Origin of the sequence: Microbacterium sp. Nx66, from assembly GCF_904066215.1 — a bacterium.
Taxonomy (GTDB): domain Bacteria; phylum Actinomycetota; class Actinomycetes; order Actinomycetales; family Microbacteriaceae; genus Microbacterium; species Microbacterium meiriae.
Map to the genome: position 1 here is coordinate 210,777 of NZ_LR880474.1, position 19,714 is coordinate 230,490.

The window sequence follows — 19,714 nt, forward strand, 5'->3', positions numbered from 1 at the left end:
ATGACAGACTCCCCGCGTAGCGTGGTGGTGACCGGCAGCGGCAAGGGCATCGGGCGCGCGGTCGCCGAGCGGCTCACCGCCGACGGCTGGATCGTGGTCGGGCTCGAACGCTCGCCCGGCTCCGGGACCGTCGAGGACGGCATCGTCGCCGAGGTGGTGCTCGGCGACGCCTCCGACCGCACCGCCCATCAGCGCGCGGCCACCGCGGCACGCGCCAGGGCACCGCTGGCCGGCTGGGTGAACAACGCCGGCATCACGAAGCGCACGCCGCTGCACGAGCTCGACGAGACGGTCGTGCGCGAGATCGTCGACATCAACGGCTTCGGCTACCTCTGGGGCTGCTCGACGGCCGTGTCCGCGTTCCTCGATCAGGGCGAGGCGGGCGCGATCGTGAACATCGGGTCGATCCACGGTCGATCGAGCTTCGTGGACCACGCCGCCTACGAGTTCACGAAGGGCGGCATCGACGCCCTGAGCCGCAGCGTCGCGGTGACATATGGCGGATTGGGCATACGGGCGAACACCGTCGCGCCGGGCGGCGTGCGCACTCCGCATCTGGAGGCACAGATCGCCAGGGCCGCCGACCCCGAGGCGGAGGAGCGGCTGCTCGCGGAGGGCCCGCCGATGGGACGCATCGCCCGCGCGGAGGAGGTCGCCGCGGTGACGGCGTTCCTGCTCTCCGACGAGGCCCCCTACCTCTCCGGCCAGTCCATCGCGGTCGACGGAGCCTGGACCGCGTCGTTCGGGGACATCGCGCTCGATCCCGCGCTGCGGGAGCGGTTCGACGCGCCGCCCGCTCCCTGAGCCCCACCACGCCGGTGTCCCTGGTCCGTGCGACGATCCGCTCGTCGACGGGAGAACGGGATGCGCGGGGAAGCGACGGTTCTGCACGCCGACCTCGATGCGTTCTACGCCTCGGTCGAGCAGCGTGATGCGCCGGAGCTCCGCGGGCGCCCGGTGATCGTCGGCGGCGGGGTCGTGCTGGCCGCGAGCTATGAGGCGAAGGCACGGGGCGTCCGCACGGCGATGGGCGGCCGGCAGGCACGAGAGCTGTGCCCGGACGCCGTCGTCGTGCCGCCGCGGATGGAGGCCTACTCCGCGGCCAGCAAGGACGTCTTCCGCATCTTCCGTGACACCACTCCGCTCGTGGAGGGTCTCTCGATCGACGAGGCGTTCCTCGAGGTCGGCGGTCTGCGTCGCATCGCCGGAACTCCCGAGGCCATCGCCGTGCGGCTGCGGGAGCGGGTGCGCGCCGAGGCGGGCCTGGCCATCTCGGTCGGCGTCGCCCGCACGAAGTTCCTCGCCAAGGTCGCGAGTGCGGTCAGCAAGCCCGACGGACTCCTCATCGTCGAGCCCGACCGGGAGGAGGAGTTCCTGCTGCCGCTTCCCGTCGAGCGGCTGTGGGGCGTCGGCGCCGTGACGGCGGAGAAGCTGCACCGGTACGGCATCCGCACGGTCGGCGAGCTCGCGGAGCTCGAGGCCGCGACGGCGGAGCGGATGCTCGGGAAGGCGACCGGAGCGCACGTCCTTGCTCTCGCCCGCCTGCGGGATCCGCGCCCCGTGGACACGACGCGGCGCCGCGGGTCGATCGGGTCGCAGCGGGCGCTCGGGACCCGTCCCCGGTCGACCGACGAGCTCGACGTCATCCTCACCCAGATCGTCGACCGGCTCGCGCGGCGTCTCCGCGACGGCGGCCGCGTGTGCCGGACGGTCGTGCTGCGGCTGCGCTTCGGCGACTTCACGAAGGCCACCCGCTCGCGGTCGCTGCGAGCGCCGACCGACCGCACCGCCCTGCTGCTCGCCGTCGCCCGCACGCTCCTCGCCGCGGCGCAGCCCGAGATCAGCGGTCGCGGGCTCACTCTGCTCGGCCTCTCGTTCACCCAGCTCGATGCCGCGGACAGCGTCCCGCCCGAGCTGCCGATCGACTGGGGCGACGAGTCCCGCCTCGATACCGTGCTCGACACGCTCCGTGACCGCTACGGCTCCGCCTCGGTCTCCCGCGCCGCCCACCTCGGCCGCGACCCCGGTTGGTCGTCCCCGGTGCTTCCGGAGCACCACTGACCCCTTTCGAATCGCCTGACTGGTGCCATTTCGGCCGGAAATACAGCCGATCGGGCGATTCGAAGCGGGTCAGGCCTTGAGCATCGACGCCCGGGAGATCACGCCGTCGACCACGTCGAAGGTCGCGATGGTCTCCGTGGCGACGCCGGCGTTGATGACCTGCTCCTGCGCGACGACCCAGCGGGAGCCGAACAGGACGCTCGTGTCGATCACGCAGGAGAGCTCCGGGTTCTGCAGCCGCGGCTCGTAGAAGGCACGGATCGCGGCCGAGCCGACGAGGGGTTCCGGCGCGACCCCGGTGACCACGGCATCGTCGGCATATGTCGCGACGAAGGCGTCGAGGTCGTGCGCGTTGAAGGCGTCCAGCTGCGCCTGCACGGTGTCGAGAGCGGAACGGTCGAGGGTGGTGCGGTCAGTCAATGCGAACTCCTCCGTTGACGTCGTAGGTGGCTCCGGTGATGAAGCGGGCCCGCTCCGAGGCGAGCGACGCGATGATCCAGGCGACGTCCTCCGGCTGACCGAAGGCGCCGAGGGGGATGCCCGACTCGAGCTTCGCGCGGCCTTCACCCTGGAGCTGATCGGTGATCGCGCTGGCGACCGGTCCGGGGGTGACGGCGTTGACGCGGATGCCCTCGGCGGCGAGGTGCCGGGCGAAGCTGCGGGTGATCGCGAGGATCGCCCCCTTGCTGGCCGCGTAGTGGATGCCCGTCTGCAATGCGCCGACCTGCCCGGCGATCGAGGCGATGTTGATGACCGAGCGGTCGCCGTCGGCAGCCCGGAGCAGGGGGAGCGCCGCGCGGGTGAGCAGGAAGGTCCCGCGGGCGTTCGTCTCCAGGACGAAGTCCCACTCCTCGATGTCGATCTCGGGATACGGGGTGTACGGGCACACGCCGCCGTTGTTGACGAGGACGTGCAGGTCGCCCCAGGCGGCCGTGACCTCGGCGATGAGGGCGGCGATGGAGTCCGGTTCGCGGAGGTCGAGGCGCGACACGTGCACGTCCGGGGAACCGGCGGCACGGCACTCCTCCGCCACGCGGACGGCTTCGGCCTCGCGTCCGGCGTAGGTGATCCAGAGGGCGACGCCCTCGCGGGCGAGTTCGAGGGCGGCGGCGGTTCCGATGCCGGAACTGGCGCCCGTGACGAGTGCGCGGCGAACAGTCATGCCTAAACGCTATAGCAAGAAGCGGTCTCGCGACAGCGGCTGTACGCGAGCTTGCTAGATGCTATAGCATCGCATCCATGACCGCGCCGCTCATCCTCGTCACCGACTGCGACCTCCCGGGAATCGTCATCGAAGACACCCTCCGGGCCGCCGGCCTCCGTGCCGAACGGGCCGCCTCCGGGAGTCCGGACGACATCGCCGCCGCCGGAGCCGACGCCGAGGCGCTGGTCGTGCAGTGGGCGCGCATCGACGGCCCCCTCATGGACCGCCTGCCGAACCTCCGTTTCATCAGCCGGGTCGGCATCGGCTACGACATGATCGACGTCGAGGCCGCCACGGCCCGCGGCATCGCCGTCGCGAACACGCCGAGCTACTGCATCGAAGAGGTCGCCGCGCACACCGTCGCGATGATCATGACCCAGGCCCGCGGCCTCTCCGCCTACGACCGGGCCGTGCGCGACGGCGTCTGGAAGGCCGTCGACGCCCGGCCGCTCGCCGTGCGGCCGTCCTCCACCACCGTGTCGGTGCTCGGGTTCGGGCGCATCGGGTCGATCGTCGCCCGCGGGTGCCGGGCGCTCGGCTTCCGCGTGCTCGTCGCCGACCCCTACGCTTCCGACGACGCCGTGCGCGACGCGGGCTGCGAGCCCGTCGACATCCCCTCGGCGATCGCCCGCGCCGACATCCTCACGCTGCACGTGCCGCTGACGGACGAGACCCGCCACCTGATCGACGCCGCGGCCCTGGCGACGATGAAGCGCGACGCCGTGATCGTGAACACCTGCCGCGGCCCGCTCATCGACGAGGACGCCCTGGCCGCGGCGCTCCGCGACGGGCGGCTCGCCGGTGCCGCCCTCGACGTCTTCGCGGAGGAGCCCCTCCCCGCGACCTCCCCGCTGCGCTCGCTCGACACCGTGCTCCTCACGCCGCACGCCGCCTGGTACTCCCCGGAGGCCCTGGCGGATCTTCCCGTGCACGCCGCCGAGAACGTGATCCGCTCGCTCGCCGGCGAGGCCGTACCCATCGTCAACCCGAGCTTCGCCGCCGCGCGCTGAGAGGACCCTCATGGAACTGCTGCGACTCGGCGAGATCGGCCACGAGCGCCCCTACGTCCGCGATGACGAGGGCGTGGTGCGTGATCTCGGATCCCTGACCCGCGACATCGACGGCGCCTTCCTCGCCGCGGACGGCATCGCCCGCGTGCGGGCGGCGCTCGCGGATGGCTCGCTGCCGCAAGCGGAGACGACGGGACTGCGCGTCGGCGCCCCTGTGGCGCGGCCGACCGCCGTGATCTGCATCGGACAGAACTACGCGGCGCACGCGGCGGAGTCCGGCGCCGAGCCGCCCGCGCGCCCCGTGGTGTTCTTCAAGCACCCGAACACGGTCGTGGGCCCGGACGACGTCGTGCTCCTGCCGCCGGGCGCCGAGAAGGTCGACTGGGAGGTCGAGCTCGCGGTCGTCATCGGCCGCACGGCGCGGTATCTGCCCTCCGTCGAGGCCGCGCGCGACGTGATCGCCGGCTACACCATCTCGAACGACGTGTCCGAGCGGGCGTATCAGCTCGAGGTCTCCGGCGGACAGTGGTCGAAGGGGAAGTGCTCCGAGACGTTCAACCCCCTCGGCCCCGCGCTGGTGCCCGCCGACGAGGTCGACCCCCAGGTGCTGCGCCTGCGGTCCTTCGTGAACGGCGAGCCGCGGCAGGACTCCTCCACCGCCGACATGATCTTCCCCGTGCTGCAGCTGGTGCACGAGCTCAGCCACTACCTCGTGCTCGAACCAGGAGACGTCATCAACACCGGCACCCCGCAGGGCGTCGCGCTGTCCGGGCGCTTCCCCTATCTGCAGGACGGCGACGAGATGACCATCGAGATCGAGCGGCTCGGCCGTCAGCACCAGCGCACGGAGCGGGTCCGGCTCGGGTGAGGCCTGTGCCCGGGGCACGGTTCCTTTCGCTGAGTGCAACCGTGTCCCGGGTAGAGGCCTCTCCCGGGCACCCCGCGGCCACAGGCATCCGCGCCGGCTCAGGCGGGTGGAGGGGAAAGGCGCCTGATCTCGCGCGAGCGCCTGAACCCGCGCGAGGGTCAGCCGGCGAAGGGGAGGACCGGGAGGCCGTGCACCCCGGGACGCACCGCGAAGACCGACCCCGCGGCAGTGCCGTGATCGGGCGGCAGGCCCTGCGCGGAGGTCGTGATGAAGAGCGTGCCGAGGTCGTCGCCGCCGAACGTGCAGGCACTGACCTGGGGCACCGGCAGCACGATGTCCTCGCGCACGGCCCCGGACGGCTCGAACCCGCGCACACGGCTCCCGCCCCACAGCGCGACCCAGACGCTGCCGTCCGCGGCGACCGTGAGGCCGTCGGGCACGCCGTCGTCTTCGGGGATGTGCGCGAACACCCGGCGTCCGCGGAGGTCGCCCTCGGCCACGTCGAACACGTCGATCCGGCCGGTGTCGGTGTCCACGTAGTAGACGCGGCGGCCGTCGGGGGAGTAGCTGACCCCGTTGGACGAGGTCACGCGGGGGAGCACCGTGGTCACGTCGAGCGCGGCGTCGATGCGCAGCACGGTCCCTGCACCCTCGGTGGAGTCCGTGGACATCGATCCGGCCAGGAGTCGCCCTCGCGGGTCGCAGCAGCCGTCGTTCATGCGCACCGCGCCGTCGTCGAGCAGGGTCGCGACGGGACGGGCCTCCGCGTCGGGGCCGTCGGCGAGGTACAGGGTACGCGCGCCCACCGCCACGAAGCCCCCGGACGTCCGCGGACGGAAGAACGCGAGGTACTCGTCGTCGACGTGCTGGCGGACGATATCGTCGCCGCGGAGGGTGAGCAGGTCGCCCGCGTCTCCGTCGACCCAGCGCAGCCCGCCCCACCCGGGCCACCAGACCGGGGCTTCGGCGTGGACGGCGACCGGGCCGGTCACGTTCTCGGGAGTCATGCGCCCTCCGCCGTCCGCCGCGGGTCGGTCACGGGCAGCGGCTCCGGAACGGGGCCGTCATGATCCGCCGCTGCGGCACGGGCGGACGGAAGCTCCTTCGCCACCTGCTTCTCGAGCACGGTCACGGCCTCGTCGGAGAGCAGGATGAGGCCGTCGAGCTCCTCGCGCACCCGCTTGTACGCGATGTTCCGCTCGGACTGCGTCGCCGACTCGTCCACGGCGACCTTGAGGAGCTGCTGCGCACGGTCGAGGCGCTTGCGCTCGGCCTCGGTGAACGTCGAGTCGCGCAGCCGACGGGCGTCCTTCTCCGCGATCTCGAACGCGACGGCGTAGTCGCCGACGGCCTGCAGGTACTCCGCGATCTGCTGCTCCGAGAGCGTCGCGTCGGCGGAGGCCGGACGCAGCGCGTCCGCGGTCTTCTTCGCGCGGAGGAAGGCGGCCGTCAGCGGCTGGCGGCCGTCGCTCATCGCGGGGAAGGCGATCAGCTTGGCGACGTCGAGCTCGTAGTCGAGCCAGCGCGCGGTGATCTCGTCGTGCTCGGCGAAGAGGCGGGCGAGCAGGTCGTCGGGCGCCACCGACGCGGTCGTGTCGACCACGGTCGGACCCTGGCGCTTCGCCTGCCGTCCGGCCGCGCGCGCCTCGATCTCGGCCGTCTTCAGCTGCGCCTTCATACGCAGCGTCTCCAGCCGGCGCTCGTGCCGACGCTTGGAGCTGCGCTCCCAGGCCTTGGCGGCGCCGCCGGCCATGCCCATGATCGGGAAGATGAGCCACCAGTAGTCACCCGCGAAGTTCCAGAAGCCCCGGATGAACTCGTCCATGATGGGTTCAGCCTACTGCGCGACGGCGGGTCGCCGGGGGCCGGCACGAGAGGGAGGGCGGCCGCATGAAGAGCGTCGGCATCGTCGGGATCGAGAACAGCCACGCCACGGAGATCGTCCGCTTCCTCAACGTCGAGGCCCCGGACGTGCCCGTGCGGATCACGGCCCTCGTGGCAGGGGAGCCGGAACGCACGCGGGAACTGGCCGCGCTCGGGGGCATCGAACGCGTCGTCGACGACGCGGGCGCGCTCCTCGGCACGGTGGATGCGCTCATCGTGACCGCCCGCGACGGTGCCGATCATCGCGCCATCGCCGTCCCCTTCCTGGAAGCCGGGGTGCCGGTCTGGGTCGACAAGCCCCTCGCAGCAGCGGTCGCCGATGCCGACGCGATCCTCGCCGCCGCGCAGCGTGGGCGGGCGCTCGTCACCTCATCGTCCACGCTCCGCTGGCTCGCCGACACCGCGGAGCTCACGGCGGAGGCGGGTCGCATCGGGGAGGTCCAGGCGGTCACCGTCACGGGGCCTGCCGATCCGGACAGCCCGTACAGCGGCATCTTCTTCTACGGCATCCACATCGCCGATCTCGCCCAGGTTCTGCGGCCCGGCATCGCGGAGGACGTCGAGGTGCAGTGCCTGCCGGCGGGTGTCGTCGCCCGCTACCGGGTCGGCGGGGTGCCCGTCACGCTGGAGTTCGTGCGGCCGGACGGCGACCGTCAGGTGCCGTTCCGGGCGACCGTCGTCGGCCGACGGGGCATCGCCAGCCGGGAGATCCCGATCGGCCCCGGGTACGTGCAGCCCGGCGTCCGTGCCTTCGCCCGGATGCTCGAGACCGGTGAGCCCCCGGTTCCCGCGTCCGAGATGCGCGCTCCGATCGCCGTGCTCGACCAGATCGCCGAGGTCCTCGTCTCCCGCTGACCCGGGCGGCGACACCATCCGTTCACCAAGGGTTCGGATACGGGTACGGCGGTCTCGTAATTCCCCGTCACCTTCGGGAGTTGGAATACCGATGGTCTCGGAATCCCGGGGCCTCACCTCCCGAAAGGTCATCATGCGCCGCTTCACCCTGCCCGCCGTCGGCCTCCTGGGCGTGGCCGCCCTCGCCCTCACCGGATGCCAGACCCCCACCGCCGATGCGGCCCCCGCCGACCCGGACGCCCCGATCACGATCGCGACCATCCCCGTCGGCGACGACCCTACGGCCGAGAACCCCATCGAGGTGTTCGGCGCGCTGCTGGAGGAGGCCACGGGCCGCGAGGTCGAGATCACCGACGTGCCCGACTACCTCAGCGTGGTGGAGGCCATCCGCGCCGACCACGTCGACATCGGGATCATGAGTGGATTCCCGTCCGCGCTCGCCGTGAACACCGGCGAGGTCGATGCCCTCGTCGCGTTCGAGGGCGACGGCAAGCCCGTATCCACCTGCGTCGTGCTCGCGGACTCGCCCGTGCAGACGCTCGAGGACCTCGCGGGGAAGACCGTCGCGTTCGCGGATCAGGCCTCCAGCTCCGGATACTTCATGCCGGTCTACATGCTGCACGAGGCCGGGTTGGAGCAGGGCGACGACTACGAGGCCATCTTCGCGGGCGGCCATGAGGGCAGCTTCGCGGCCCTGGAGCAGGGGCAGGTGGATGCCGCGTGCACCGCCGTCATGCTCACCGAGCTCGGCGCGCCGATGTTCCCCTTCGCGGACGGCGAGTGGCGCGCGGTCGGCGAGAGCCCGGCCATGGACGTCGCCGGCGCCGTCCTCGGCCGTCCCTCGCTCGACGCCGCGACACGCAAGGCCATCCAGGACGGTATCGCCGCCGTGTTCACCCCCGAGAACGCTGAGAAGCTGGGCGCCTTCGGGTCGTTCGCAGCCGCCCCGCAGACGGTCGACCCGGACGACAGCGCGTTCGAGTCCTTCGCCGAGATCGCGGCCGTCGCGGGCGTCGAGCTGAAGGACCTCCAGTGACGGGCATGAGCGCCGCCGTGGCTGCCCGGCACCAGGACGACGGGCGCACGCCGACGGCCGAGGTGCGCCAGGCGCTGCCGCTCGTCAGCGTCCGCGGTCTGCGCGTCGCCTACGACACCACGACGGTGCTCGACCGCGTCGATCTCGACCTCTTCCCCGGCGAGATGGTCGCGCTGCTGGGAGCGTCGGGCTCAGGGAAGTCGACGCTGATGAGGAGCCTCACCGGATTCGCGCCCATCGCCGCCGGATCCGCGCGGGTCGCCGGACACGACGTCACGAATCTGGCGCGCGGCGAGCTGCGCACGCTGCGGTCCGAGGTGGGGCAGGTCTTCCAGCAGTTCAACCTCATCCCGCGCCTCAGCGTCCTCACCAACGTGCTGACCGGGGCGCTGCACACCGCGGGACCCCTCAATCTCGTCGGCGGCTTCACGAGCGCGGATCGCCGCCGGGCCCTCGACCTGCTCGACCGTGTCGGGATCGCGCACAAGGCGGCGGCGCCGGCGCGGTCGCTGTCCGGCGGCCAGCAGCAGCGCGTGGCGATCGCCCGCGCGCTCATGCAGCGCCCGAAGCTGATCCTCGCCGACGAGCCGGTGGCCTCGCTCGACCCGAAGCTCGCCGACTCCGTGCTCGGACTGCTCCGCGAGATCGCGGTGCAGGACGGGATCCCGGTGCTCGTGAGCCTGCACGTGCTGCCGCTCGCCCTCGCGCACAGCGACCGCATCGTCGGTCTGCGGCACGGGGAGATGCTCGTCTCCGGCGTCACGTCGCAGCTGGACGTGGCCGCACTGGAGGCCCTGTACGACGACGAGGAGCACGCCGATGACCACGACCGTTGAGCGCCAGGACCGGACCGTACGCCCCCAGCTCGAACCGGCGGAGCGCGCCCGGCTCGAGAGCGCCTTCCGCGTCCCCCGCGCCCGCTTCCTTCTCGGCATCCCGGTCGCGGCCCTTCTGCTGATCTGGTCCTTCGCCGGGGCGGGTTTCGACTTCGTGAAGCTCGGCGACGGGGCCGTCAACATGGGGGAGTTCCTGTCCCGGCTGTTCCCGCCAGACTTCTCGAAGATCGGCACCATCCTCGCGTTGCTGCTGGAGACGTTCCAGATGGCCGTCGTCGGCACGGTCCTCGGTGCGGTGCTGTCCCTGATCGTCGCGTTCGGGGCGACGTCCACCCTCGCGCCACGGTGGCTGTACTACCCGACGCGCTGGATCATGAACATCATCCGCTCCGTGCCCGACCTCGTCTTCGCCCTGATGTTCGTCTCGGCGGTCGGACTGGGGCCCTTCGCCGGCATCCTCGCCATGACGCTCGGCTCCATCGGGTCGATCGGCAAGATCTTCGCGGAGGCCATGGAACAGGTCGACCGCGGTCCCGTCGTCGCGATGGAGGCGGTCGGCGCCTCCAAGCGTCAGGTCATCCAGTACGCGGTGCTCCCCCAGGCCGCACCCCTGCTCACCTCGTACACGCTGCTGTTGTTCGAGGGGAACGTCCGCGGCGCGACGATCCTCGGTCTCGTCGGCGCCGGCGGCATCGGCCTGGAGCTGACGACCGCCATGCGCATGTACGACTACGGCCACCTCAGCGCCATCATCCTCTGCATCATCGTGCTCGTCACGCTGATCGACCAGGGCAGTGCCCTCATCCGAAGGAGAATCACATGACCACGATCGACACCGGTCTCATCCTCAGCGCGCCGGTCAACCTGCGCGACCTCGGCGGCATCGCCATCGACGGCGGGGTGCTCCGTCCGGGTCTGGCCATCCGTACCGACGACCTCGCCTATGTGACCGCGGAGGTCGCGGACGAGCTCCTCGCAGGCGGGCTGACGGCCATCATCGACCTGCGCTCGCCGCTCGAGGTCGCGGTCACCGGCCGCGGTCCCCTCGGCGAGCACCCGGTCGCGTACCACCACCTCCCCCTGATCGCCGATGTCGGCGCATCGATGGATCGGGAGCACCCGGCGCTGACGCACGAGGCCATGGGGCTGATGTACCTGCGCATGGTGGAGGGCGCCGCGCCGCAGCTCGTGACCGCGCTCAACGTCATCGCGCACACCCCGGGAGCGACGGCGTTCCACTGTGCGGCGGGGCGCGACCGCACGGGAGTCCTCGCCGCGATGCTGCTGCTCGCCCTCGGGGCTGGGGACGACGACATCGTGGCCGACTACGCGCGCACCGGCGACAACATGGTCGCGATCATGGCCCGCACCGCTCCGGTCATGGGGGCGATGTGGAAAGCGCTCGGCTTCGACCTCGACGCGCGGGACGCGTCGTCGGCGCTGCTGGAGGGGTCGATGGACGTGTCCATGCGCAGCCTCCTCGACACGCTCCGGGCTCAGCACGGCGACCCGCTGGCTCCGCTCCGCGCGGCCGGGCTGTCTGACGCGACCATCGTCCGGTTGCGCGAGCGGGCGCTCGGGGCATGACCGTCGTGACGCCTTCGGGCGTGGGGCGCCGCCGCCCCGGACGTCCGCGCGACGAGGACATCGATGCACAGATCGTCGCTGCCACGCTGGACATCATCGATGCGGGCGAGGATGTGACGGTCGCGCGGGTCGTCGCCCGGAGCGGCGTGAGCCGGGCGGCGCTGTACCGGCGCTGGCCGTCACTCACGACGCTGATCGCTGCGGCGCTCGACGTGGGCCGGGAGGTTCCGCCGGAGTACCCGATCGATGCCGACCTGCGCGAGATCCTCCTCACCGGCCTCGGGCTCGGCGCGGAGGGCGTGGCCCCGTCCGCGCCCGGCTATTCCGAGGAGCGGTTCCGTCAGCGCATCCGTCTCGTCATGTCCGATCGGGGTCTGCAGAAGGCCTACTGGGAGTCGCACGTCTCCCGCCGTCGGGTTCCGCTGCAGAACGCGCTGCGCGCCGGTGTTGTGCGCGGCGAGCTCCGGGCGGATCTCGACGTCGAGGCCTGCTTCGACGCGGTGGCCGGTGTCGCGTACTACCAGCTGGTCGTCCGCGGCGACCGCATCAGCGACCCGGCCGTCGTGGCTCGCCTGCGCGCCGCCATCGAGGTGATCTGGCGCGGCATGGTGGTCTGACGGCGACCCACGCGCGGTCCCGAGAGGCACAGCTTCGGAGATCCGGGCCGACACGCCGTCGACAGGTTCCGTTCGACGGCGTGTCGCCTGCGGTCTCCGAAGCTGTGCCCGGCCGACGCGGGTTCAGGCCTGCGTGAGGTCCTGCGCGAGCATGAGGATGATGCCGCTGGGGCCGCGGAGGTAGGTCAGTCGGTAGATGTCCCGGTAGTTCGCGACGCCGCGCAGGGGATGGAACCCGTGCCGCGCGGCGATGGCGAGGGAGGCGTCGATGTCGTCGACGGAGAAGGCGATCCGGTGCATGCCGATCTCGTTCGGCCTCGTCGGCTCCGTCTCGATCGCGTCCGGATGGATGTACTCGAAGAGCTCGATCTGCCCGCGCCCGTCCGGGGTCTGCAGCACGGCGATCCGCGCGTGGTTCCCGTCGAGTCCGACCGCGGTGGACGCCCACTCGCCGCTGACCTCGTCCCGTCCGACCACGGACAGCCCCAGGTCGGTGAAGAAGGCGATGGTGGCGTCGAGGTCGCGCACGGCGATCCCGATGTTCTCGAGGGCGATGGCCATGCCCGCGATGCTACTCCGGCGTCAGCGACCGAGCTTCTCGGCGCAGGCCACGCAGTATTCCGCGAACGGCCGTACCTCCAGGCGCTCCGGCGGGATAGGCCTGCCGCAGTGCGCGCAGATGCCGTAGGTCCCGGCGTCCATCCGCATCAGCGCCTCGTCCACCTGGCGGAGCTCCGCCTGCGCCGCCTCGGCGAGCCCCGACAGTCGCGACCACTCCGACGAGAGCGTCACCCCCTCCGGGTCGTGCTCGTCGTCGTCGTTCGAGCCCTCGCGATCGTGCATGAGCTCCGCGAGGGTGGCCGCCGTCGCCGTGACGCGAGCCGCGGCCTCGGCGCGACGCTCTTCCAACAGCGCTCGCAGATCCATCCGCCCACTCTAGGCCCGGCGACACTCACGTCGTCGCGGGTCCAGGCGTCCGCGCCGATTCAGGCGACACAGGCAGCAAGTGCCTGAACTCCCGCGCCTGCCTGTCCTCTCCTGAACGCCTGCGCCCGCGACGGCGCGCGCAGGGTCAGGCATCCGCGCGGCATCAGGCGACACCAGCAGCAGGTGCCTGAACCCGCGCGAACGCCTGAACCCGCGCGTGACCGCGATTCAGCCGCGGGTGCGCGGAGCCTCTACGGTGGGCACGGAGTCGGTGTGCACGCTGGGGTGGTCCCGCTCCAGCGCCGCGCCCTCCATGTCGACGTTCGGGATGATGCGGTCGAGCCACTTCGGCAGCCACCAGGCCGAGCGTCCGAGCAGGTGCATGAGCGCGGGCATCAGCAGCATCCGCACGACAAACGCGTCGAGCAGCACGCCGAACGCGAGGCCGAACCCGATGGACCGGATGATGGTCGACTCCGAGAACACGAACCCGCCGAACACCGACACCATGATGAGCGCGGCCGCGATGACCACCGAGCGCCCGGCTCGGAAGCCCTGGGCCACGGCATCGCGCGCGGAGGCGCCGTGCACATAGGCCTCCCGCATCCCCGAGGCGAGGAAGAGCTGGTAGTCCATGGCCAGTCCGAACAGGATGCCGACGAGGATCACCGGCAGGAAGCTCAGGATCGGACCGGTGCTGTGCAACCCGATGAGGTCGGCGCCCCACCCCCACTGGAACACCGCGACGATGAGCCCGTACGTCGCGAACAGCGACAGCACGAACCCTCCCGTGGCGATGAGCGGCACGAGCAGTGAGCGGAACACGACGATCATGATGAGCAGCGACAGTCCCACGACGACCACGAGGTACAGCGGCAGCACGCTCGCCAGGGCCTCGGAGATGTCGATGTTCGTGGCAGCCTGCCCGGCGACGCCGAGGGTGATGCCGCCGTCGATCTCGGGGAGACCTCGCAGATCCTGCACCAGTTTCTCGGTGGAGGCGCTGTTCGGGCCCTCGGCAGGAAGCACCTGGAAGGCGAGGAGCGTGTTGTCGTCCGACGTCGCGATGGGAGCGACCGCGACCACGTCGTCCTGCTCCGCGATCTTCTCGGCCACGGTCACCTGGGTGGCCAGCAGGTCGTCGTCGCTCACGGCGTCGTCGAGGGTCGCGGTCACCAGGAGCGGCCCGTTCGCACCCTCGCCGAACTGCTCGTCGACGGTCTGGAACGCGCGGTAGCTGGTGGAGTCGGCGGGTTCGCTCGACCCGTCCGGGAGGCCGAGGCGCATCGACATCGCGGGGATCGCGATCACGAGCAGCGCGATGACGCTGACGAGGGCGGTGACGACCGCGCGCAGCGTCGACATCCGGCGCACGGGCTTTCCGGCCGCGTGCTCCTGGCCGATGGTCGCCCGCGCCTTGCGGCCGAGCAGGCGGGTGCCGACGAGGCCGAGGATCGCCGGGGCGAGGGTCACGGCCACGAGCACGGCGACCGCGACGCAGACCGCGCCCACCGTGCCCATGAGGCCGAGGAACGGCACGCCCGTCACGTTGAGCGCGAGGAGCGCGACGATGACCGTGGTCCCCGCGAACACCACCGCGGTCCCGGAGGTGCCGGTGGCCAGACCGATGGACTCGCGCACGGGCGACCCGGCCAGCAGCTGCTTGCGGTGCCGGTTCACGATGAAGAGGGAGTAGTCGATGCCGACCGCCAGCCCCAGCATCACGCCGAGGACGGGAGTGACCGAGGCCATGTCGACGACGCCGGAGAACGCGAGCGACGCCGTGACGCCCACGCCGACGCCGACCACGGCCGTGACGATCGGAAGGGCCGCACCGATCAGCGAGCCGAGCATGACGATGAGCACGACCGCGGCGAACGCGAGACCGATGGCTTCGCCGACGCCGAAGATCTCCGGCACACCCTGGGCGATGTCGGTGCCGAAGTCGACCGTGACGCCGTCGATCTCCTCGTCCTGGAAGTGGGCGATGGTGCTCTGCTTGGTCTCTTCGGCGAGTTCCAGGCGCGGGTCGACGAAGGAGACGTTGACGATCGCCGTGGAGCCGTCCTCCGAGACGACGCCGATGCCCTCCGAGAGGTTGAGAAGGGTCGTTCCGAGCTCCAGCTGCTCCGCACTGTCGGCGAGCTCGTCGCGGTTCGCGTCGATGGTGGCCTGCTGGGCCTCGAGCTGCGCGAGCCGGGCGTTCAGCTCCGCGAGCTGCGCGTCGAGCGCGGCAGTCTGCTCGGGCGGTGCACCGGCGGCGTTGGCCTGAGCCCGCGCTCCTTCGAGCTGGGTGATCCCGGTCTCGAGCTGGGCGCGGCCGTCGTCGAGCTGGGCCTGGCCGGCGTCGAGCTGCGCGCGGCCGTCGTCGAGCTGGGCCTGTCCGTCTGTCAACTCCTTCGCCTGCTCGTCCTGCTGCCGCTGGGCGTCGAACGGGTCGACGACGGAGGCGACGCCGTCGAGGTCCTCCGCGCTCGCGGCGAGGTCGGAGATCGCCTGCTTCTGCTCGTCGGTGAACGGCTCGCCGTCGTCCGTCCGGTAGACGACCGTCCCGGTGCCGCCGGCGGTGTCCGGCAACTTGTCGGCGAGCTGATCGGTGACCTCGCCGGACGCGGTGCCCGGGATGTCGAAGCTGTTGCTCAGCGTGCCGCCGAACGTGAGGAAGGCGCCGACGCCGAGCCCGAGGATGAGCACCCAGGAGACGATCACCGTCCATGCTTTGCGCGCAGCGAAAGAACCCAGACGGAACAGCAGTGAAGCCACGTGATCTCCTTCAGACGAAAAGAGCATACGGCACGTCTCGTCTAGGGATCTGTGGCTATCCTGAACGCATGGTGAACGAGCATCGCAGCGGCCCCGTGCGCAGCACCGCGGCCCGCGAGGCGATCCTCGACGCGACGGCCCGGCTCTTCCACAATCAGGGGTACGACCGGCTCACGATCGAGGGCATCGCCAAGGAGGCCAAGGTCGGCAAGCAGACCATCTACCGCTGGTGGCCGTCGCGGGGTGCGCTCATCGGGGAGTGCCTGGCCGAGGGGCGACTCATCCCCGTGGACTTCGTCGTTCCCGACACCGGAGACCTCTCCGCCGACGTGGAGACCTGGCTGCGGAGCGTGCTCTCCATCCTCGAGAAACCCCAGGGCGGTGTGCTGCTGCGGTCGCTCGTGGCTGCGGCGACCGAGGACGCCTCGGTCGGCGCGCACCTCGGGGAGAGCCTCGGGGTGGAGAAGTACCTGTCGGAGCGCCTCCGCGGGGGCATCCGGGACGGTCAGCTGCCGGAGGACGCCCCGGTCGAGCAGCTCGGCCGCGCGATCCTCGGGGCCATCATCGTGGAGTCCCTCGGCCGCGAGGCCCACGATCCGGGTTCCGTCGTCGCCCTGACCCGCTACCTCTTCGCCCGCTGAGGTCGCGGATCCGCACGAGGTCGCATGGGTTCCTGGAATCCCTGCGGCCCGGGTGCGAATCTGCGACGTAACGCCAGGTCAGCCGAGGAGGATGGTGAGCACGGTCGCGCCGCCGCCACCGAGGATCAGTGCCACGATGACGGTCCACGCGATGATGCGGATGCGCCGGTTGCGCTTCTCGCCGAGGTCGCCGTAGTCCTCGCTGAGGCCGTCGCCGCTCATCAGGCCACCGGCTCCGTGACGGTCGGACCGAAGTACGACGGCAGCGTGGCCTGCGAGCGCTCGCGGAGCTCGGCGGCCGAGACGGTGAAGACGTCCTGCACCTCGAGCTGTGGCTCGCTGTCCGTGACGCCGATGCGGGCGACCGGGTAGCCGCGGCCCTCGCAGAGACCTCGGAACTTCACGTCGTCCTCGCGGGGGACGGTCACGAGCACGCGGCCGGTCGACTCGGAGAACAGGGCGGTCGCGGCGTCCACGCCATCGCGTTCGATGATTTCGTTCAGCCAGACGCGGGCACCGACGCCGAAGCGCATGACACCCTCGGCCAGGGCCTGGGCGAGACCACCCTCCGAGAGGTCGTGCGCCGAGGAGATGAGCCACTCGTCACGGGCCGCGGCGAGTAGTCCGGCCAGGCGCTTCTCGCCCGCGAGGTCGACCTTCGGCGGGCGGCCGCCGAGGTGCTGGTGCACGACGTCGGCCCACGCGGAGCCGGACAGCTCGGTCGAAGTCGTGCCGAGCAGGTAGATGTTCTGCCCCTCGTCCTGCCAGCCGGACGGGATGCGGCGGGAGACGTCGTCGATGATGCCCAGCACGCCGACGAGCGGCGTCGGGTGGATCGGCACGTCGCCGGTCTGGTTGTAGAACGAGACGTTACCGCCCGTGACCGGGGTGCCCAGCTCGTAGCAGCCGTCCGCGAGGCCGTCGACGGTCTGCCCGAACTGCCACATGACCTCGGGGTTCTCGGGGGAGCCGAAGTTCAGGCAGTCGGTGATGGCCGTCGGCACGGCGCCGGTGACGGCGACGTTCCGGTAGGCCTCGGCCAGCGCGAGCTGCGCGCCCGCATAGGGGTCGAGCTGGCAGTAGCGGCCATTGGCGTCCGTCGAGACCGCGAAGCCCAGGCCGGATTCCTCGTCCACGCGGATCATGCCGGCGTCGTCGGGGAAGCTCAGGGCCGTGTTGCCGAGCACGTAGTAGTCGTACTGGTTCGTGATCCAGCTCGTGTCCGCGAGGTTCGGGGAGGCGACGAGGGCGAGGAACTGTTCGCGGAGCGTCTCCGGGTCGTTTGCCCGCGGCAGGTTCTCGGCGGCGTCCGCCTGCAGGGCGTCGATCCACGTCGGGTAGGCGACGGGACGGTCGTAGACGGGGCCGTCGACCGCGACGGTCGAGGGGTCGACGTCGACGATGCGCTCGCCCTGCCAGTCGATGATGAGGCGTCCGTCGCCGGTGACCTCGCCGAGCACGGAGGTCTCGACCTCCCACTTGTTCACGACGGCCAGGAAGGCGTCGAGCTTCTCGGGGGCGACGATCGCCATCATGCGCTCCTGCGACTCCGACATGAGGATCTCCTCGGCCGTGAGCGTGGGGTCGCGCAGCAGCACGTTGTCGAGGGAGACCTTCATGCCGCTGTTGCCGTTGGCAGCGAGCTCGCTCGTCGCGCACGAGATGCCGGCGGCGCCGAGGTCCTGGATCGCCTCGACGAGCTCGCCGCGGTACAGCTCCAGGCAGCACTCGATGAGCACCTTCTCGGCGAACGGGTCTCCCACCTGCACCGCGGGGCGCTTCGTGGGGCCGCCGTCGGCGAACGTGTCGGAGGCCAGGATGCTCGCGCCGCCGATGCCGTCGCCGCCGGTGCGGGCACCGAACAGGACGACCTTGTTGCCGACGCCGGTGGCGTTCGCGAGCTTGAGGTCTTCGTGGCGCAGCACGCCCACCGCGAGCGCGTTCACGAGCGGGTTGGCCTGGTAGACGCTGTCGAAGACGGTCTCGCCGCCGATGTTCGGAAGGCCCAGGCAGTTGCCGTAGAAGCTGATGCCGCTGGTCACGCCGTGCACGACGCGGGCGGTGTCCGGGTGGTCGATCGCGCCGAAGCGCAGGGCGTCCATGACCGCGACGGGGCGGGCGCCCATCGAGATGATGTCGCGGACGATGCCGCCGACACCGGTCGCCGCGCCCTGGAAGGGCTCGATGAACGACGGGTGGTTGTGCGACTCGGCCTTGAAGGTGACGGCCCAGCCCTCGCCGACGTCGACGACGCCCGCGTTCTGGCCCATGCCGACCATCAGGCGTTCCTTCATCTCGTCGGAGACCTTCTGGCCGAAGCGGCGCAGGTAGTTCTTGCTCGACTTGTAGGAGCAGTGCTCCGACCACATCACCGAGTACATCGCCAGCTCGCCCGAGGTGGGGCGGCGGCCGAGGATCTCCTTGATGCGCGCGTACTCGTCGTCCTTGAGCCCGAGGGCGCCGTACGGCTGCTCCTTCTCGGGCGTCGCGATCGCGTTCTCGACGGAGTCGGGGACGTGCTGGGGGGAAGGTGCAGGGGCGGTGGTCACGCGCACTCCAAAGGAAGGGGCCGGCGGGGCGTGTTCAGTCTACCGGCGCGGTCGGGGCCGTTCTCTCGTGCGCGCAGTCGCACGGCGTCGGGGTGGGAAGGCGGCGGCGTCATGGCAGCTCGGCGAGGCTCAGGCCCTGTGCGCGTGCGGCGGCCGCCAGCTCACGGTCGAAGGTGAGGAGCGCAGTGACCACGTCGCCGAGTTCGAGCGCGGCGGCGAGGTGGAGAGCATCCAGAGTGCGGAGCCCTGAGCCTGCCTGGATGGCCGCGGTCAGCGTTTCGTCGTCGACGGAGACGAGCGCGACGCGGTCGAGGAGATCGACGACGGCTGCGCGGTCGAGGGAACGGCGGTCTGCGATCGCGTGCAGTTCCACGGCGAGGAGGCGCGAAGAGACGAACTCGCTGCCGTTCGCGAAGGCGCGGACGACCGCTTCCGACCCCTCTTCCTCGATGAGTGCCTTCGCGGCCGCTGAGGTGTCGAGGTAGATCACGACCGGTCGGCCCGAAGTTCGCCGAGGATCTCCGTCACGGACAGCGAGTCCGGCACGGGGGCGTGGCGGAGCGGACCGCTCGCGCGGGGCAGCGTCACCCGCCCGTTGGCGATCATGCGAGTCCAGGCCGTCTCGGCGGGCGGCGACAACTCGGCGATCGGGCGCCCGCGGTCTGTCACCGTCAGGTGCTCGCCGGCGGTGACGCGCGCCAGCACCCGCGCGGTCTGCTGATTCAGTTCGGTCTTCGACACGGTGCCCATCTCCTCAGGGTAGATCCAAAGTAGTAGAACTACTAGTTCTTGGATTCGTGGGTCCAGTGAACCATCGCTCGGCGACATTGCGAGGCCGGGCGGACGGAGCTCCCCGAACGTTCTGGATAACTCCCC

Annotated in this window: 22 protein-coding genes; 11 read left to right on the forward strand and 11 right to left on the reverse strand. The window is 71.1% G+C overall.

Going from position 1 to position 19,714, the window contains the following annotated elements; all coding sequences use genetic code 11:
* Complete coding sequence (locus MICNX66_RS00955) at positions 1-804, forward strand: SDR family NAD(P)-dependent oxidoreductase (RefSeq protein ID WP_187662944.1); 804 nt, start codon at positions 1-3, stop codon at positions 802-804.
* 60 nt (positions 805-864) lie between these two features.
* The gene (dinB, locus tag MICNX66_RS00960; protein ID WP_187662945.1) at positions 865-2,061 is read left to right on the forward strand and encodes a DNA polymerase IV; all 1,197 of its coding nucleotides are present in this window, start codon (positions 865-867) and stop codon (positions 2,059-2,061) included.
* 69 nt (positions 2,062-2,130) lie between these two features.
* On the opposite strand, the gene MICNX66_RS00965 is transcribed toward dinB, so the two are convergent.
* Both MICNX66_RS00965 and MICNX66_RS00970 read right to left on the reverse strand, forming a co-directional pair.
* A complete protein-coding gene (locus MICNX66_RS00965) occupies positions 2,131-2,481 on the reverse strand; it encodes a nuclear transport factor 2 family protein (protein WP_187662946.1) in 351 nt (116 codons plus the stop codon).
* Positions 2,474-3,223, reverse strand: coding sequence for an SDR family NAD(P)-dependent oxidoreductase (locus tag MICNX66_RS00970; RefSeq protein WP_187662947.1), 750 nt, complete (start codon positions 3,221-3,223; stop codon positions 2,474-2,476). Before MICNX66_RS00970 ends, MICNX66_RS00965 begins: the two co-directional genes overlap by 8 nt.
* Positions 3,224-3,300: 77 nt before the next feature.
* On the opposite strand from MICNX66_RS00970, the gene MICNX66_RS00975 reads away from it, so the two are divergent.
* Both MICNX66_RS00975 and MICNX66_RS00980 read left to right on the forward strand, forming a co-directional pair.
* Complete coding sequence (locus MICNX66_RS00975; protein WP_187662948.1) at positions 3,301-4,275, forward strand: C-terminal binding protein; 975 nt, start codon at positions 3,301-3,303, stop codon at positions 4,273-4,275.
* 10 nt (positions 4,276-4,285) lie between these two features.
* On the forward strand, positions 4,286-5,143 hold the full coding sequence (locus MICNX66_RS00980) for a fumarylacetoacetate hydrolase family protein (protein WP_187662949.1): 858 nt from the start codon (positions 4,286-4,288) through the stop codon (positions 5,141-5,143).
* A 158-nt stretch (positions 5,144-5,301) separates the two neighbouring features.
* On the opposite strand, the gene MICNX66_RS00985 is transcribed toward MICNX66_RS00980, so the two are convergent.
* Both MICNX66_RS00985 and MICNX66_RS00990 read right to left on the reverse strand, forming a co-directional pair.
* On the reverse strand, positions 5,302-6,150 hold the full coding sequence (locus tag MICNX66_RS00985) for an SMP-30/gluconolactonase/LRE family protein (RefSeq protein ID WP_187662950.1): 849 nt from the start codon (positions 6,148-6,150) through the stop codon (positions 5,302-5,304).
* Positions 6,147-6,968: a hypothetical protein gene (locus MICNX66_RS00990; RefSeq protein WP_187662951.1), complete on the reverse strand. Its 822-nt coding sequence runs from the start codon at positions 6,966-6,968 to the stop codon at positions 6,147-6,149. The genes MICNX66_RS00985 and MICNX66_RS00990 overlap by 4 nt, the downstream gene beginning before the upstream one ends.
* A 65-nt stretch (positions 6,969-7,033) precedes the next feature.
* Between MICNX66_RS00990 and MICNX66_RS00995 the strand changes: the two genes are divergently transcribed.
* The 6 genes from MICNX66_RS00995 (at position 7,034) to MICNX66_RS01020 (ending at position 11,958) form a co-directional block, all read left to right on the forward strand.
* Positions 7,034-7,882, forward strand: a complete 849-nt coding sequence (locus MICNX66_RS00995; protein ID WP_187662952.1) for a Gfo/Idh/MocA family oxidoreductase — start codon at positions 7,034-7,036, stop codon at positions 7,880-7,882.
* A gap of 91 nt (positions 7,883-7,973) precedes the next feature.
* Positions 7,974-8,918, forward strand: a complete 945-nt coding sequence (locus MICNX66_RS01000; RefSeq protein ID WP_232089150.1) for a phosphate/phosphite/phosphonate ABC transporter substrate-binding protein — start codon at positions 7,974-7,976, stop codon at positions 8,916-8,918.
* A gap of 5 nt (positions 8,919-8,923) precedes the next feature.
* A complete protein-coding gene (locus MICNX66_RS01005) occupies positions 8,924-9,754 on the forward strand; it encodes a phosphonate ABC transporter ATP-binding protein (protein WP_187662953.1) in 831 nt (276 codons plus the stop codon).
* Positions 9,738-10,577: a phosphonate ABC transporter, permease protein PhnE gene (phnE, locus tag MICNX66_RS01010; protein ID WP_187662954.1), complete on the forward strand. Its 840-nt coding sequence runs from the start codon at positions 9,738-9,740 to the stop codon at positions 10,575-10,577. The genes MICNX66_RS01005 and phnE overlap by 17 nt, the downstream gene beginning before the upstream one ends.
* Entirely contained in the window at positions 10,574-11,341 is a 768-nt protein-coding gene (locus tag MICNX66_RS01015; protein WP_187662955.1) for a tyrosine-protein phosphatase, read from the forward strand. The genes phnE and MICNX66_RS01015 overlap by 4 nt, the downstream gene beginning before the upstream one ends.
* Complete coding sequence (locus MICNX66_RS01020; protein WP_187662956.1) at positions 11,338-11,958, forward strand: TetR/AcrR family transcriptional regulator; 621 nt, start codon at positions 11,338-11,340, stop codon at positions 11,956-11,958. The genes MICNX66_RS01015 and MICNX66_RS01020 overlap by 4 nt, the downstream gene beginning before the upstream one ends.
* Positions 11,959-12,081: 123 nt before the next feature.
* On the opposite strand, the gene MICNX66_RS01025 is transcribed toward MICNX66_RS01020, so the two are convergent.
* From MICNX66_RS01025 to MICNX66_RS01035, 3 genes are all read right to left on the reverse strand, one after another.
* Positions 12,082-12,519 (reverse strand): VOC family protein, encoded by a 438-nt coding sequence (locus MICNX66_RS01025; protein WP_187662957.1) that lies wholly within the window; start codon positions 12,517-12,519, stop codon positions 12,082-12,084.
* A gap of 21 nt (positions 12,520-12,540) precedes the next feature.
* Entirely contained in the window at positions 12,541-12,885 is a 345-nt protein-coding gene (locus MICNX66_RS01030) for a TraR/DksA family transcriptional regulator (protein WP_187662958.1), read from the reverse strand.
* A gap of 228 nt (positions 12,886-13,113) precedes the next feature.
* Positions 13,114-15,648 (reverse strand): MMPL family transporter, encoded by a 2,535-nt coding sequence (locus MICNX66_RS01035; RefSeq protein ID WP_187662959.1) that lies wholly within the window; start codon positions 15,646-15,648, stop codon positions 13,114-13,116.
* Positions 15,649-15,716: 68 nt separating this feature from the next.
* Between MICNX66_RS01035 and MICNX66_RS01040 the strand changes: the two genes are divergently transcribed.
* Entirely contained in the window at positions 15,717-16,289 is a 573-nt protein-coding gene (locus tag MICNX66_RS01040) for a TetR/AcrR family transcriptional regulator (protein WP_025104106.1), read from the forward strand.
* 78 nt (positions 16,290-16,367) lie between these two features.
* Here the strand turns inward: MICNX66_RS01040 and MICNX66_RS01045 are convergent, their stop codons facing one another.
* The 4 genes from MICNX66_RS01045 to MICNX66_RS01060 form a co-directional block, all read right to left on the reverse strand.
* Positions 16,368-16,511, reverse strand: coding sequence for a hypothetical protein (locus MICNX66_RS01045; protein ID WP_187662960.1), 144 nt, complete (start codon positions 16,509-16,511; stop codon positions 16,368-16,370).
* Entirely contained in the window at positions 16,511-18,838 is a 2,328-nt protein-coding gene (gene purL, locus MICNX66_RS01050) for a phosphoribosylformylglycinamidine synthase subunit PurL (protein WP_187662961.1), read from the reverse strand. The genes MICNX66_RS01045 and purL overlap by 1 nt, the downstream gene beginning before the upstream one ends.
* A gap of 109 nt (positions 18,839-18,947) precedes the next feature.
* Entirely contained in the window at positions 18,948-19,328 is a 381-nt protein-coding gene (locus tag MICNX66_RS01055) for a PIN domain-containing protein (RefSeq protein WP_187662962.1), read from the reverse strand.
* Positions 19,325-19,588 carry a type II toxin-antitoxin system Phd/YefM family antitoxin gene (locus tag MICNX66_RS01060; protein WP_071327896.1) on the reverse strand — a complete coding sequence of 88 codons (264 nt, stop codon included), beginning with the start codon at positions 19,586-19,588 and terminating at the stop codon, positions 19,325-19,327. The genes MICNX66_RS01055 and MICNX66_RS01060 overlap by 4 nt, the downstream gene beginning before the upstream one ends.
* Positions 19,589-19,714 lie beyond the last annotated feature (126 nt).

What these genes read in the sequence shown, in the direction of transcription:
- MICNX66_RS00955 (WP_187662944.1), top strand. Translation starts at nt 1, where the DNA reads ATGACAGACTCCCCGCGTAGCGTGGTGGTGACCGGCAGCGGCAAGGGC.
- dinB (WP_187662945.1), top strand. Translation starts at nt 865, where the DNA reads ATGCGCGGGGAAGCGACGGTTCTGCACGCCGACCTCGATGCGTTCTAC.
- MICNX66_RS00970 (WP_187662947.1), bottom strand. Translation starts at nt 3,223, where the DNA reads ATGACTGTTCGCCGCGCACTCGTCACGGGCGCCAGTTCCGGCATCGGA.
- MICNX66_RS00975 (WP_187662948.1), top strand. Translation starts at nt 3,301, where the DNA reads ATGACCGCGCCGCTCATCCTCGTCACCGACTGCGACCTCCCGGGAATC.
- MICNX66_RS00980 (WP_187662949.1), top strand. Translation starts at nt 4,286, where the DNA reads ATGGAACTGCTGCGACTCGGCGAGATCGGCCACGAGCGCCCCTACGTC.
- MICNX66_RS00985 (WP_187662950.1), bottom strand. Translation starts at nt 6,150, where the DNA reads ATGACTCCCGAGAACGTGACCGGCCCGGTCGCCGTCCACGCCGAAGCC.
- MICNX66_RS00990 (WP_187662951.1), bottom strand. Translation starts at nt 6,968, where the DNA reads ATGGACGAGTTCATCCGGGGCTTCTGGAACTTCGCGGGTGACTACTGG.
- MICNX66_RS00995 (WP_187662952.1), top strand. Translation starts at nt 7,034, where the DNA reads ATGAAGAGCGTCGGCATCGTCGGGATCGAGAACAGCCACGCCACGGAG.
- MICNX66_RS01000 (WP_232089150.1), top strand. Translation starts at nt 7,974, where the DNA reads ATGGTCTCGGAATCCCGGGGCCTCACCTCCCGAAAGGTCATCATGCGC.
- MICNX66_RS01005 (WP_187662953.1), top strand. Translation starts at nt 8,924, where the DNA reads ATGAGCGCCGCCGTGGCTGCCCGGCACCAGGACGACGGGCGCACGCCG.
- phnE (WP_187662954.1), top strand. Translation starts at nt 9,738, where the DNA reads ATGACCACGACCGTTGAGCGCCAGGACCGGACCGTACGCCCCCAGCTC.
- MICNX66_RS01015 (WP_187662955.1), top strand. Translation starts at nt 10,574, where the DNA reads ATGACCACGATCGACACCGGTCTCATCCTCAGCGCGCCGGTCAACCTG.
- MICNX66_RS01020 (WP_187662956.1), top strand. Translation starts at nt 11,338, where the DNA reads ATGACCGTCGTGACGCCTTCGGGCGTGGGGCGCCGCCGCCCCGGACGT.
- MICNX66_RS01025 (WP_187662957.1), bottom strand. Translation starts at nt 12,519, where the DNA reads ATGGCCATCGCCCTCGAGAACATCGGGATCGCCGTGCGCGACCTCGAC.
- MICNX66_RS01030 (WP_187662958.1), bottom strand. Translation starts at nt 12,885, where the DNA reads ATGGATCTGCGAGCGCTGTTGGAAGAGCGTCGCGCCGAGGCCGCGGCT.
- MICNX66_RS01040 (WP_025104106.1), top strand. Translation starts at nt 15,717, where the DNA reads ATGGTGAACGAGCATCGCAGCGGCCCCGTGCGCAGCACCGCGGCCCGC.
- MICNX66_RS01045 (WP_187662960.1), bottom strand. Translation starts at nt 16,511, where the DNA reads ATGAGCGGCGACGGCCTCAGCGAGGACTACGGCGACCTCGGCGAGAAG.
- MICNX66_RS01060 (WP_071327896.1), bottom strand. Translation starts at nt 19,588, where the DNA reads ATGGGCACCGTGTCGAAGACCGAACTGAATCAGCAGACCGCGCGGGTG.